This window comes from Pseudomonas mucoides (genome assembly GCF_015461845.1).
Taxonomy (GTDB): domain Bacteria; phylum Pseudomonadota; class Gammaproteobacteria; order Pseudomonadales; family Pseudomonadaceae; genus Aquipseudomonas; species Aquipseudomonas mucoides.
The window spans coordinates 802,542-815,459 of the sequence record NZ_JACOPW010000002.1; the positions used below are offsets into that span (position 1 = coordinate 802,542).

Annotated in this window: 11 protein-coding genes; 4 read left to right on the forward strand and 7 right to left on the reverse strand. The window is 59.0% G+C overall.

The window, feature by feature from the left end; all coding sequences use genetic code 11:
- Positions 1-2: 2 nt before the first annotated feature.
- Both H8F22_RS12355 and H8F22_RS12360 read right to left on the reverse strand, forming a co-directional pair.
- Positions 3-1,580, reverse strand: coding sequence for a sensor domain-containing diguanylate cyclase (locus tag H8F22_RS12355; protein ID WP_027923609.1), 1,578 nt, complete (start codon positions 1,578-1,580; stop codon positions 3-5).
- Positions 1,581-1,694: 114 nt separating this feature from the next.
- A complete protein-coding gene (locus H8F22_RS12360; RefSeq protein WP_194940218.1) occupies positions 1,695-2,222 on the reverse strand; it encodes a DUF3087 domain-containing protein in 528 nt (175 codons plus the stop codon).
- Positions 2,223-2,438: 216 nt separating this feature from the next.
- On the opposite strand from H8F22_RS12360, the gene ppnN reads away from it, so the two are divergent.
- A complete protein-coding gene (ppnN, locus tag H8F22_RS12365; RefSeq protein ID WP_027923607.1) occupies positions 2,439-3,812 on the forward strand; it encodes a nucleotide 5'-monophosphate nucleosidase PpnN in 1,374 nt (457 codons plus the stop codon).
- A 133-nt stretch (positions 3,813-3,945) separates the two neighbouring features.
- Here ppnN and H8F22_RS12370 read toward each other — a convergent pair whose 3' ends face one another.
- Positions 3,946-5,007 (reverse strand): alpha/beta fold hydrolase, encoded by a 1,062-nt coding sequence (locus H8F22_RS12370; RefSeq protein WP_059182782.1) that lies wholly within the window; start codon positions 5,005-5,007, stop codon positions 3,946-3,948.
- Positions 5,008-5,266: 259 nt separating this feature from the next.
- Between H8F22_RS12370 and H8F22_RS12375 the strand changes: the two genes are divergently transcribed.
- Together H8F22_RS12375 and H8F22_RS12380 are read left to right on the forward strand one after the other, a co-directional pair.
- The gene (locus tag H8F22_RS12375; protein ID WP_027923605.1) at positions 5,267-6,007 is read left to right on the forward strand and encodes a response regulator; all 741 of its coding nucleotides are present in this window, start codon (positions 5,267-5,269) and stop codon (positions 6,005-6,007) included.
- 161 nt (positions 6,008-6,168) lie between these two features.
- On the forward strand, positions 6,169-6,471 hold the full coding sequence (locus H8F22_RS12380) for a phage infection protein (RefSeq protein ID WP_194940219.1): 303 nt from the start codon (positions 6,169-6,171) through the stop codon (positions 6,469-6,471).
- A gap of 1 nt (position 6,472) precedes the next feature.
- Here the strand turns inward: H8F22_RS12380 and H8F22_RS12385 are convergent, their stop codons facing one another.
- Both H8F22_RS12385 and H8F22_RS12390 read right to left on the reverse strand, forming a co-directional pair.
- Positions 6,473-6,964, reverse strand: coding sequence for a metallophosphoesterase family protein (locus H8F22_RS12385; protein WP_059182780.1), 492 nt, complete (start codon positions 6,962-6,964; stop codon positions 6,473-6,475).
- Between the two features lie 34 nt (positions 6,965-6,998).
- The gene (locus tag H8F22_RS12390) at positions 6,999-7,997 is read right to left on the reverse strand and encodes a bile acid:sodium symporter family protein (RefSeq protein WP_027923604.1); all 999 of its coding nucleotides are present in this window, start codon (positions 7,995-7,997) and stop codon (positions 6,999-7,001) included.
- A gap of 202 nt (positions 7,998-8,199) precedes the next feature.
- Between H8F22_RS12390 and H8F22_RS12395 the strand changes: the two genes are divergently transcribed.
- Positions 8,200-9,219: an AbrB family transcriptional regulator gene (locus tag H8F22_RS12395; RefSeq protein ID WP_194940220.1), complete on the forward strand. Its 1,020-nt coding sequence runs from the start codon at positions 8,200-8,202 to the stop codon at positions 9,217-9,219.
- A 276-nt stretch (positions 9,220-9,495) separates the two neighbouring features.
- On the opposite strand, the gene H8F22_RS12400 is transcribed toward H8F22_RS12395, so the two are convergent.
- Positions 9,496-10,899, reverse strand: a complete 1,404-nt coding sequence (locus H8F22_RS12400; protein WP_027923602.1) for an MFS transporter — start codon at positions 10,897-10,899, stop codon at positions 9,496-9,498.
- Positions 10,900-11,527: 628 nt separating this feature from the next.
- Positions 11,528-12,916 carry an MBL fold metallo-hydrolase RNA specificity domain-containing protein gene (locus tag H8F22_RS12405; protein ID WP_228758760.1) on the reverse strand — a complete coding sequence of 463 codons (1,389 nt, stop codon included), beginning with the start codon at positions 12,914-12,916 and terminating at the stop codon, positions 11,528-11,530.
- Positions 12,917-12,918 lie beyond the last annotated feature (2 nt).

Below are 12,918 nucleotides of genomic sequence, written 5' to 3' on the forward strand. Positions count from 1 at the left end.
CCTCAATTGGCTATCACGCTCATGTTGCGCCCGCTGGACTTGGCCACATACAAGGCCTTGTCCGCTGCGGTGACCACATCGTCGGGCTGGTCCTGCGAGGCCGTGTTGTAGGCGCAAACGCCGATACTGACGGTCACCCTGCCCTCTGCGCTGTCCAGGTGCTCAATGTCCTCCAGCAGGACGGCGTGACGGATTTTTTCAGCCACCAGAAAAGCGCCGACATAGTCCGTGCCAGGCAGCACGACCGTGAACTCTTCGCCGCCATAACGGGCGGCTAGATCACCGGGGCGCTTGATGTTGTCCTTGATGATCGAGCTGATCCGGCGCAAACACTCATCACCGGCGACGTGACCGTAGCGGTCGTTGAAGCTCTTGAAGTGATCGACATCGATCATCAGCATCGCGAGGTGGGTCTGGGTGCGCCGGGCGCGGCCCATTTCCGCGAGGATAAACAGGTCAAACTGACGCCGGTTGGACAGCCCGGTCAACGCGTCCTCCAGGGCCAGCAGCTCAAGGCTGCGATTGACCTCGATGAGTTTTTCCTGGCCATCAAGCAACACGCGCTGAAAGTGATGTTGCTGCTTCATGAAGTGAATGAGGCGATAACCGAGCGCGCCCAGAAACAGCAGCAGCAACAATACGATCCCCGCGCTCAGCGCCGTCTCCTTGCGCCAACTGGCCAGCACCTCCTCCTTGTCCAGCGCGGTAAAGATGATCAGCGGATAACCGCTGACCCGCCAAAACCCGACCACCCGTTCCACACCGTCCACAAACGACTTGACAGTGGCCGTGCCGGAATCGCCTTTAGGCAACAGTTGGGTAAACAGCGGCCCCTTGGCCACGCTGCTGCCAATGTCAGCCGCTTTGAACGGCCGACGTACAACAATGCTGGCGTCATCGGCAATCAGGTTGATCACCCCGTTCTGGCCCATGTCGATGCTGTCGTACAGCTCAAGGAAATGACTGAGATAGATCGTGGCCAGCGCCACCCCGGCGAATCGGCCATCCGGATAATTGATCCGGCGCGACACGGTCATGATCCATTCACCGCTCGAGCGACTTTTTATCGAACGACCGATATGTGGGCCACGGTCGGTATGGTCACGATGGAAGATGAAATATTCACGGTCGGAATTGTTGGCGTTGGGCACCTCTGCGCCATTGGAGTTAGCGATCCAGCGCCCTTGTTCGTCGTAGACAAACAAGCCATGCAGTTGTTTGAGCTCATCACGTTCAGCGCGGAGCAATCGTTGCAACCGGGGCAGTTGCTGCGGGCCGACGCCCTCGTTTTCGAGGCGGTCCACCAAGGCAAACAGCAGCGTATCGGCCTGTTTGATCGACGCCTGCGCCTGCGAAGCCAGGGTTTGCGCCAGGTTGGACATCGCCACTTCTTTGTCTTGCAGATGGTACTGGCGCGAGTTCCAGGCTTCCCAGAACACGATCACCGTCATCGACAGGCACACCGCCACGAGCAGCACTACCGCATAGCGGACCTTGAGCCTTGATTCGATCTGGCCGGGCACCCAAGGCGTGGCCGGACGCGGGTTTGCAATCGGATCTTTGATGGACGGATTCCCCATGACAGTCCCTGATTTGTTATGACAGGGCGATTTTTCCTGTTCGCCCTTTAGATGTCGCATCAGAAACACGATAGGTGATTTGCCGGCCCCGTGACGAGTTTGTGTCGGGAAACCTTATCTCGACGCCTGCTTCACCGCCTCAAGCCAGGCTGGATCCAGACGGGTCTGGTCGGTGTCGATGCCCAGTTCCTCCATTCGCGCCTTGTGCTGATCCATTTCGCGAACCAGCTGACTGTGGTCGCTGGAGTTGGCGTCCAGCTCGTGCATCTGGTGCAGGCCCAGGTGATAGAAACGCAGCAGTTTCATGGCCACTGGATCACCGGTCGCCATCGCTGCGGTGACCTGATGCATGATGTTGGTGATGCTCATCAGGCTGCGTTTGAGCTGCCAGCCGTAGACTGCCGCAGCCATCCATGGCTGGTTCCAGAACTTGCCGCGCATCAGCGCCACCATCAGCAACACCGCGATAAACACACCGCCGACGTTATACCGCAGGTTGTCGCCGCCGGGTTCACCGAACACCGCCACCGCCGCCGTGGACAGCACCATCGCCAGCGCGAGGAACATCAGGGCAATAATCACCGTACTGCGGCGCGTCTGTTGTCGATAGGTTTGAGCGTTCTGCGGCTGGATTTCGAACATCGCGACAGGTTTCCTTGGGAGCAGAGACAAAAAGAAAGCCAGGCATTATCGCCTCTGCGAGGGATTTAGCTATGCTGGGGCTCCTTTTCATCTTTTCATCGTCAAACGGGGGACATGGCGGTATAGCGCAGTTCGTGCCATCTTCATCCATGGATACACACTATTCGGATGCCCTTCGCGCGGTTCGGCGAGTGACATCGTTTTAAGGATCACTGAATGACCCAACGACAAGTAATCAACGCCTCGGTCAGCCCTAAAGGCAGCCTGGAAACCCTTTCCCAACGCGAAGTCCAACAACTGAGCGAAGCCGGTTCCGGCAGCACCTACAACATCTTCCGCCAGTGCGCCCTGGCCATTCTCAACACCGGCGCCCATGTCGATAACGCCAAGACCATTCTCGAAGCCTACAAAGATTTTGAAATCCGCATCCACCAGCAAGATCGCGGCGTACGCCTGGAACTACTGAACGCCCCGGCCGACGCCTTCGTCGACGGCGAAATGATCGCCAGCACCCGTGAAATGCTGTTCAGCGCCCTGCGTGACATCGTCTACACCGAAAACGAACTCGACAGCCAGCGCATCGACCTGAGCACCTCCCAGGGCATCAGCGACTACGTGTTCCACCTGCTGCGCAACGCCCGCACACTGCGTCCCGGCGTCGAACCGAAGATCGTGGTCTGCTGGGGCGGTCACTCGATCAACACCGAAGAATACAAATACACCAAGAAAGTCGGCCACGAACTGGGCCTGCGCAGCCTCGACATCTGCACCGGTTGCGGCCCCGGCGTGATGAAAGGCCCGATGAAAGGCGCGACCATCGCCCACGCCAAACAGCGTATCCACGGCGGTCGCTACCTCGGCTTGACTGAACCTGGAATCATCGCCGCCGAAGCGCCGAACCCGATCGTCAATGAGCTGGTGATCCTGCCGGACATCGAAAAACGCCTGGAAGCGTTCGTGCGCGTCGGCCACGGCATCATCATTTTCCCGGGGGGTGCGGGCACGGCCGAAGAATTCCTGTACCTGCTCGGCATCCTGATGCACCCGGACAACGACGGCCTGCCCTTCCCGGTCATCCTCACCGGGCCCAAGCATGCCGCACCGTATCTGGAGCAACTGGACGCGTTCGTCGGCGCCACGCTGGGCGACGCGGCGAAGAAACATTACGAGATCATCATCGACGATCCGGCGGAAGTCGCACGGCAGATGACTCAGGGACTCAAAGCGGTCAAACAGTTCCGCCGCGAGCGCAATGACGCGTTCCACTTCAACTGGCTGCTGAAGATCGACGAAGGCTTCCAGCGCCCGTTCGACCCGACCCATGAAAACATGGCCAACCTGGAGCTGAGCCTGGCCATGCCGGCCCACGAACTGGCGGCCAACCTGCGCCGTGCGTTCTCCGGCATTGTCGCCGGCAACGTCAAGGACAAGGGTATCCGCCTGATTGAGCAGCACGGGCCGTATCAGATCCGTGGCGATGCCCAGATCATGCGTCCGCTGGATCAATTGCTCAAAGCGTTCGTCGCCCAGCACCGGATGAAACTGCCGGGTGGCGCGGCGTATGTGCCGTGTTATCAGGTCGTGGCATAACCCACGATCCGACTAACACCCTTTACCCCTGTAGGAGCGAGCCTGCTCGCGATGAGGCCAGATCAGTCAGCATTGATGCTGAATGACACTCCGCCATCGCGAGCAGGCTCACTCCTACAGGGGGTTAGTGGGGTTACAGGTGATCAGCATCAATCACTGCTTTGGCAAACGCCTGCGGATCTTCCTGCGGCAGGTTGTGGCCGATGCCGCCATTGATCAGCCGGTACTCATACTTGCCGGTAAATCGCTTGGCGTAATCCTCGGCCGCCGGATGCGGCGCGCCGTTCGCGTCACCTTCCATCGTGATGGTCGGCACCGTAATTGATGGCGCCGTGGCCAACTTCTGTTCCAGCGCTTCGTATTGCGGCTCGCCCTGCACAATGCCCAACCGCCAGCGGTAATTGAAAACGGTGATCGCGACATGGTCCGGGTTGTTCAGCGCGGCAGCGCTGCGATCATAGGTCGCGTCGTCGAACACCCATTTTGGCGACGCCGTCTGCCAGATCAACTTGGCAAAGTCGTGACGGTTTTTTTCGTAGCCGGCCTGGCCACGATCGGTCGCGAAATAAAACTGGTACCACCACTGCAATTCAGCCTTGGGCGGCAACGGGTTCTTGCCTGCGGCCTGGTTGCCGATCAGGTAGCCGCTGACCGACACCAACGCCTTGACCCGCTCCGGCCACAGCGCCGAGACGATGTCCGCCGAACGCGCACCCCAGTCATAGCCGCCGAGTACCGCCTGTTTGATCTTCAGCGCATCCATGAAGTCAATCACGTCACTGGCCAGCGCCGCAGGTTGGCCGTTGCGCAGGGTCTTGTCCGACAGGAACTGCGTGTCGCCATAACCCCGGGCGTATGGAACCAGCACCCGGTACCCCTTGGCCGCCAGCAACGGCGCCACTTCGCTGTAGCTGTGGATGTCGTAGGGCCAACCGTGCAGGAGAATCACCACGGGACCGTCAGCAGGCCCCACCTCGGCGTAAGCCACATTCAACAAGCCAGCCTTGACGTGCTTCAGCGGCCCGAACGAGTCGTGCGACTCCACGTTCGCCACCACCGGCTCTGCAGTCGGGGTCGCGGCTTGCGCTGTGGCGGCACTGAGGACACCGAACTGCATCAGCGCAACAGCGAGCATCGTTGGTGCCAGGAAGCGGCGACGTGATTCGGTTTTACGGCTCAACACATTCATCTTCATAGTGATTTCCCTACCCGTCATTTGTCGGTTGTTTTGCACGACTCAGTGGATGGATCAACCGCCCTGATTGCCGCACTCGCGGTGACGATAGTCGGTGGCGGTGAGGCAAGTCGTCTTGTCTCGATGGAAGCCATTTAATCGCCCGCAGGTATCTGCCATGTGTCGTCAACACCGCGTTATTAAGGCGTAAGGTGTCAAACAGCGCCTGCGATACAGTGCGATACAATTCTCCGAATCGAATAAAAAAGAGGGTTGAGCAATGGAGCATGTGAACCACATCCTGATCGTCGATGACGATCGCGAGATCCGCGAGCTGGTGGGCAATTACCTGAAGAAGAACGGCCTTCGGACCACGGTGGTTGCGGATGGCCGGCAGATGCGCCATTTTCTGGAAACCAATCAGGTCGACCTGATCGTGCTGGACCTGATGATGCCCGGCGATGACGGCCTGGTGCTGTGCCGTGAATTGCGCGCCGGCAAGCACAAAGCCACGCCGATCCTGATGCTCACCGCTCGTAATGACGAAACCGATCGCATCCTCGGCCTGGAAATGGGCGCAGACGATTACCTGACCAAACCCTTCGCCGCCCGCGAATTGCTCGCGCGGATCAACGCGGTATTGCGCCGTACACGGATGCTGCCACCGAACCTGCTGATCACCGAAACCGGTCGTCTGCTCGGTTTCGGCCGCTGGCGTCTCGACACCACGGCTCGCCACTTACTGGATGAAAACGACACCATGGTCGCCCTCAGTGGCGCGGAATACCGGTTGCTGCGCGTGTTTCTCGATCACCCGCAACGGGTGCTCAGCCGCGACCAGTTGCTCAACCTGACCCAGGGCCGTGATGCCGACCTGTTCGATCGCTCCATCGATTTGCTGGTGAGCCGCTTGCGCCAACGCTTGCTTGATGACTCGCGCGAACCGACCTATATAAAGACCGTGCGCAGCGAAGGCTACGTGTTCTCCTACCCGGTGGAGTTGCTCGGCGCCGAATCCTGATGGGGTTTTGTATCCGTCTGTATAAGAACCCGCGACAGATACGCAAACCCCGATTTCGACGGGTTACAGCACACATCACCGATACACCCGAGCGTTTAACTGTGATCACCGGATAGCAGCCGCTACCGCCCCACTCACACTAAACGCACGGAGTATCACCCATGTTCAACTTCTCGAAAGTCTCGTCCCTGGCACTTGGTCTGGCACTGGTCGGTGGTCTCGGTCTGTCTAACCTGGCATCGGCGAACACCGCCCATGCCGTGTCCCACAGTCAGCATCAGCAACGGTTGGTGGAAGGTGGTTCGGATCGATTGATCGAAAATCGTGTCGCTGAAGGCGGTGCGGATCGGCTGCAAGAACTGCGTGAACGCGTGGCGCTGATCAGTCCGAACAACGCCGTTCGCGCTGGTGTGGTGGTGGCGGAGAACCGCCCTGAGTTCGGTTCGAAATATCAGCGGTATTGAGTCACAATAGAGATCCCCTGCAGTTTGATTGAGTGGTGTCCAGTAACGAGACCAGCCGCGGTTCCATCGAGCTCTCCAGCACCTCAATCAACGCCAGCGTCACCGGCAGCTTGAAGCGCCGCCGCCCCGCGCTGCCGGGGTTGAGGAATAGCGTATCGTCGCGCCATTCGATGCGCGGTTGGTGCGAATGGCCAGTGATCACCAGTTTGATGTCAGCATCGAGCAACGCCGGAACATCGGCGATGTCATGCACCAGCAACGTGCCCCATCCGTTCAGTTCAAAGCGCAGCAGATCCTCGAGATCTGCCGCCCAAGGCTCGGTCAGGTCATTGTTCCCGCGCACCACCTGCAGCGGAGCAATGGATGCCAGTTGATCGAGAATATCGCGGCTGCCGATGTCACCCGCGTGGATGATCCGCTCACAGCCCTCCAGCGCCGCCACCGCTTCGGCGCGGAGCAAGCCATGGGTATCGGAGATCACGCCAACCTTCATGCACAACTCCAGACGACGCTTGGAACTCAGGCGTTCAAGGATCTACTTGTGCCATCAGTTCGGCAACCGATTCCTGGCGTTTGGCGTAGCGCTGGGCCAGCACCGCACAGACCATCAACTGAATCTGATGGAACAGCATCAACGGCAGGATCAACACGCCGATGGTGCTGCCGGCGAACAGCACTTGGGCCATCGGCACGCCAGTGGCCAGGCTTTTCTTCGAGCCGCAGAAGAGGATGGTGATGCGGTCTTCCACATTGAAACCAAAGGCTTTGCCCAGCACCGTCGAGGCCACCAACACCAGCCCCAGCAACACGCAGCACGCCACCACCAGCCCGGCCAGTTCCCACAGTGGGATTTGCTGCCAGATGCCCTCGTTCACCGCTTCACTGAACGCGCCGAAGACCACCAACAGAATCGATCCCTGATCGACAAACTTCAGCCAACCCTTGTTGCGTCCGACCCAAGCACCGATCCAGCGCCGCGCAATCTGCCCGGCAATGAATGGCAGCAGCAGTTGCACGCTGATCTTCACAATCGCATCGAGCGTCGAGCCGCCGTCGCCATGCACATTCAGCAGCAGCGTCACCAACAATGGCGTGATAAAGATCCCGAACAGACTGGACGCCGCCGCACTGCAAATTGCCGCCGGAATATTCCCCCGCGCCAGGGAGGTAAACGCAATGGCCGACTGCACCGTGGCCGGCAGCGCGCAGAGGTAGAGCATGCCCATGTACAGGTCGTCACCGATCAGGGGCGACAGCACCGGTTTGAGCGCCAGGCCGAGCAGCGGAAACAGCACAAAGGTCAGGCTGAACACCAGCAAATGCAGGCGCCAGTGGCCGGCGCCGGCGATGATCGACTCGCGTGACAGTTTGGCGCCATGCAGGAAAAACAGCAGCGCGATGGCGATGTTGGTCAGCCAGCCAAAGCCCACCGCGACCTGACCGCTGGCGGGCAAAAAACTGGCGAGCAGCACGACGCCGATCAGGGTCAGGGTGAAGTTGTCGGGTAGGAAGCGAGGGCGCGTCATCGAGGGCATCCGGGTTTGCCAGGAACGTGATCTCGACTCTAACGCTTCTGCGGATTACCGACTAACGCTAGTAAGCCAGGAGATGTCGCCTAACGGACATGACTGACGAGTCAACCTGCGTTCTTGACGCCTGGTGCCATTCAGTGGGAAAACATGCCGGGCCCGAATGGAAGTGTCGGTTATTCACGATCAAGGAAGACTCATGAAAACCCTGTTCTGTTTACTGATCGCCACCGGCGTCGGCGGTGCCTTGCAATACGCGGGCATTCCCCATGGCCTGTTGCTGGGGTCGATTCTGGCAACGGCATTGATCGCCAGTCGTCTGCACTTCTCCGCTACCCTGCGTTTCGGCCTCGGCTACGTGCAGATCGTACTGGGGATCGCGACCGGCCTGATGTTTACCGCGTGGGACAGCCACACCGTCGCGGCCATGCTCCCCAGCCTCGGTTTGATGCTGTTTTGCCTGATGGTGCAAAGCTCGGTGGCCGGCCTGGCGCTGCTGAAAATCGCCGGATGGAACCGCAAGGATTCGCTGCTGGCGGTCTACCCCGGCGCACTTGCTGCGATATTCGACTTGCTCGAATCCGAACGCGCGTCCAGCAAAGTGATTGTCGTGCATCTGGTGCGACTGCTCGCCATCACCCTTCTCGTCAGCTTCTGCATTCCCGGACAGACCCACCTGGCGATGGCCGACAGCAACCTGCAAGACATGAGCATGGCACTGCCCCTGCTGTCGCTGATCGCCTTGTGCCTGTTGCTCGGTCGCTTGCTGCTGAACATCGGCGTGCCGGCACCGTTCATGCTCACGGCCATCGTGCTCACTGGCGCCTACCTCAAGTCCGGTTACTTGCAGGGCTTTCACATGCCGTCATGGAGTGTCGACTTCGCGACCGTGCTGCTCGGCGCGCTGATTGGTTCGAAATTCAAGGACATCTCTTTCGGCGAACTCCTGCATCACGGCCGTACCGCCGTGATGTCGGTCGGCCTGATGCTGCTGATCGCCGCCGCATTTGCCGGCGTCGCCGGGCAGTTTTTGGGCAGCAATCCCTTGTCGCTATGGCTGGCGTACATGCCGGGCGCCATCGAGACCATCGCCCTCGTCGCCTTCAGCGGCGGGCTGAATGTCGTGTTCATCCTCACCCATCACCTGGTGCGCATGGTGGTGCTGCACTTTGCGCCGGCACTGGTGGTGCAGGCGCGGCGCTGGCGGGAGGATGTTTGACCGGCAGTCGCGTATCAGAGCAAAGGATTAAGTCGGAGAGATGGTGGCCAGTGCGCCAATCAGAATGGTCAACACCAGAAAACCACCGAGGAAAATTGCCATCTTGCCCATTGGAGCCTCCAACATTGTGAATTCGCGGTAGGCCGTCATTGTGAGCCTGCAACTGAGTGCATTACAGAGGCAGATGGACCAGGAAAATACGGATCAGATGCCCGAAACGAAAAAGCCCCGCCCCACTGATGTGGGACGGGGCTTTCTACTGCATGGACCGCCGTTTTACAGGTCAGTGATTTCCTTGTGGCGTGGCACCAGCGCCTTCATCACGCTCCAGGCCACCAGATAGGCCAGCGAGCAGATCGCGAACATGATCATGTAGCCGGTGTGAATGTCGTTGATCGATTTGTAGTAGTCGAACACGTAACCACCGATCTTCGTCATCACCACACCGCCCAGACCACCCGCCATGCCGCCAATACCGACCACCGACGCAATGGTTTTTTGCGGGAACATGTCAGACACGGTCGTGAAGATATTGCACGACCACGCCTGATGCGCCGACGCGCCTACACCAATCAACAACACCGGCACCCAGAAACTGATGTAACCCAATGGCTGCGCCAACAACACCACCAACGGGAACAACGCGATCACCAGCATGGCTTTCATACGACCGTCATACGGCTTGTCGCCGCGCGCCATGAAGTAGCTCGGGAACCAGCCGCCGCCGATGCTGCCGATCATCGTCATGCTGTACAACACGGCGAGCGGTGCAACGATGGCCGCGCCCTTCATCTCGTATTGCGCCGACAGATAGGTTGGCAGCCAGAACAGGAAGAACCACCACACGCCGTCCGTCATGAACTTGCCGAAGGCAAACGCCCAGGTCTGGCGGTAGGTCAGCAGTTTGAACCACGATACTTTTTTGGCAGCGACACCCGACACTTGCGGGGTGACCACTTGCACCGGTTCATCGGCACGAATGTAGGCCAGTTCCTCGGCCGACAGACGTTTTTGCTGCTCCGGTTTCTCGTAGAGTGCGATCCAGACAGCGACCCAGACGAAGCCCAACAGGCCAATCACGATGAACGCTGCTTCCCAGCCCCAAATGCCGGCAATCAATGGCACGCAGATCGGCGCCAGGATCGCGCCGACGTTCGCGCCGGAGTTGAAGATGCCGGTGGCGAACGAGCGTTCCTTCTTCGGGAAGTATTCCGCAGTGGCCTTGATCGCAATCGGGAAGTTACCCGCCTCACCAATCGCCAGAACCGCCCGCGACAACATGAAACCGGCAATGGACACCGGAATGACAGCCAGCCCGAGCGCACTGCTCAGGAAGCCGATGCCCTCACCCATTGGCACTGCAAAGGCGTGCATCACCGCACCGGTGGACCAGATGCCAATCGCTAACATGTACGCTTTCTTGGTGCCGATCTTGTCGACGAAGCGGCCGGCGAACAACATGGAAATCGCATACACAAACTGGAAAACCGAGGCGATGTTGGCGTAGTCGGTGTTACTCCAGCCAAATTGCGTCGACAGCTGCGGCGCTAAAAGACTGAGTACCTGGCGGTCCAGATAGTTGACGGTCGTGGCAAAAAACAACAGTGCACAGATCGTCCAGCGGTATTTGCCGACCGCCTGGCCGACGCGTTGCGCATTGATGGGCTCGTTCAGATTCATGGCATCACTTTATTATTGGATTATGGTGATGATCTCTCGGTTTCAAGCGAGATCAATTGTGTCGTAGAGCATCGCCAAAACGCGAGGAATCCGCGCCAAGGCTGGTCAGGTTCAGCCGTGTCTTGCGATTAGCCGTTTTGCGCTATCGGTTAACTCACGCGTAGCGCGATCTCAATGGCGCAAGCCGGGCATGTAGTGATGCGAGGAAGCGTTTGGCGGGACAGTCGCCTGTGACGGGCGAGATGGCGCAGACGGGTAAAGCGTCAGGAACGAACCGGAAGCAGCGGCATTCAGCGAGGTGAGGACGCAGGTTGAATTCATGATGGGCCGACACTCTTTCTTATTTTTAGGATGAACAGATCGCTAATCGTCTGTCGTCGTACAACTGTGCCTTTTATATCGAGTCCCATACGACGCTGTCAATCTGAAAAATTGCCGTTGGTCTAGAGAATCACCCCCGTTTAAAAGCCAAATCATCGCTGAACGCTCTGGCGATGGGCTTCACGGCTTGTTGTTCGTCGGGCGATATTAGTGACACGCGGGGACTGAAGTCATCCGTCGATGTTGTACGACGACGCATGTATTCAGGACAATGCGCCTCGCCGGGACATCGGCGAGGCGTTTTAAGTCAGAGAGGCAGGCTTGATGGCTGATCGTCAAGGGTCAGTTCGACACTGTCGCGGTACTCGGGCACGGACACTGACCACCCCAGTTCCAGACTGATGCGTCGGCGCAATACATCCGCGGCGTTGGGCTCGCCATGTACCACATAAGTATGCTTCGGCGGTCGTTTGAACCCGCGCAACCACTGGATGATTTCATCAGCGTCGGCGTGCGCGGACAACGTTTCCATGGGCACCACCTCCGCCCGGATGGGCACGTCTTTACCGTGGATGCGCACCGACGGCGCACCGGCGACGATCTGCGCACCGCGAGTGCCTCCTGCCTGGAAGCCTGGGACCAACAGGGTATTCAGCGGATTCGGCGCCAATGCTTTGAGGTGGTGCAGCACCCGCCCTCCTGTCGCCATGCCGCTGGCGGCGATAATCACCGCCGGGGTGCGCTGCTGATCCAAATTAATAGAGTCACGAGTCGACCGCACAAAGTGTGTGCCCAGGCACATGCCTTCGCAGTCCTCCAGCGACAGCCGATGCTCACTGCGAAAGCGCTGGTACAAGCGCGTGACATCTGTCGCCATAGGGCTGTTGAGGTAGATCGGCAGGTCTGGAATGGCATGCGTCTGTTTCAGCCGATACAAGTAATACATCAGCAATTGAGCACGCCCGACAGCAAACGATGGCACCAGCGTGATGCCATAACGCATGGCCGTGCGATTGATGACCTCGGCCAGTTTTTTCTCCGGAGGCTCGTCAGGGTGCAGACGGTCACCGTAGGTTGACTCAATGAGCAAGAAATCAGCTTGTTCGATGGTTTCCGGCGCGAACATCAGCGGGTCGTTCGGCCGCCCCAAATCCCCGGAAAACACCAGCGTTACGCCATCGGCCACCACTTCGACGGTGGCGGCGCCCAGTATGTGCCCGGCGCCGCGCAACTTAATGCTCATGCCGGGCACAATGTTCACCGGGTGATGCAACTCCAGGGGTCGCAACAGCTTCAGCGCCCGTTCAGCGTCTTGTTCGGTGTAAAGTGGTAGCGCCGGTGCGTGTTTGGAGTAGCCATGCCGATTGGCAAACTCGGCTTCCTCTTCCTGTAAGCGACCACTGTCTCGCAGCAGGATTTTCACCAGCTCACAAGTCGCCGCCGTGGCATAAACCGGCCCGCGATAACCGTTGCGCACCAGCACCGGCAAGTAGCCGCTGTGATCAAGATGAGCATGAGTCAGCACAATGGCGTCGAGATCGCGGACCGGCAGCTGAAAAGGGTCCCAGTTATGCAATCGCAGTTGCTTGTAGCCCTGAAACAGGCCGCAATCGATCAGCACATGCTGGTCCCTGTGTTCCAACAGGTATTTGCTGCCTGTGACCGTGCCTGCCGCACCGAGAAATGTCATTCGCATGG

Bases quoted from the DNA above. Each gene is read 5' to 3' on its own strand.
- H8F22_RS12355 (WP_027923609.1), bottom strand. From the start codon at position 1,580: ATGGGGAATCCGTCCATCAAAGATCCGATTGCAAACCCGCGTCCGGCC.
- H8F22_RS12360 (WP_194940218.1), bottom strand. From the start codon at position 2,222: ATGTTCGAAATCCAGCCGCAGAACGCTCAAACCTATCGACAACAGACG.
- ppnN (WP_027923607.1), top strand. From the start codon at position 2,439: ATGACCCAACGACAAGTAATCAACGCCTCGGTCAGCCCTAAAGGCAGC.
- H8F22_RS12370 (WP_059182782.1), bottom strand. From the start codon at position 5,007: ATGAAGATGAATGTGTTGAGCCGTAAAACCGAATCACGTCGCCGCTTC.
- H8F22_RS12375 (WP_027923605.1), top strand. From the start codon at position 5,267: ATGGAGCATGTGAACCACATCCTGATCGTCGATGACGATCGCGAGATC.
- H8F22_RS12380 (WP_194940219.1), top strand. From the start codon at position 6,169: ATGTTCAACTTCTCGAAAGTCTCGTCCCTGGCACTTGGTCTGGCACTG.
- H8F22_RS12385 (WP_059182780.1), bottom strand. From the start codon at position 6,964: ATGAAGGTTGGCGTGATCTCCGATACCCATGGCTTGCTCCGCGCCGAA.
- H8F22_RS12390 (WP_027923604.1), bottom strand. From the start codon at position 7,997: ATGACGCGCCCTCGCTTCCTACCCGACAACTTCACCCTGACCCTGATC.
- H8F22_RS12395 (WP_194940220.1), top strand. From the start codon at position 8,200: ATGAAAACCCTGTTCTGTTTACTGATCGCCACCGGCGTCGGCGGTGCC.
- H8F22_RS12400 (WP_027923602.1), bottom strand. From the start codon at position 10,899: ATGAATCTGAACGAGCCCATCAATGCGCAACGCGTCGGCCAGGCGGTC.
- H8F22_RS12405 (WP_228758760.1), bottom strand. From the start codon at position 12,916: ATGCGAATGACATTTCTCGGTGCGGCAGGCACGGTCACAGGCAGCAAA.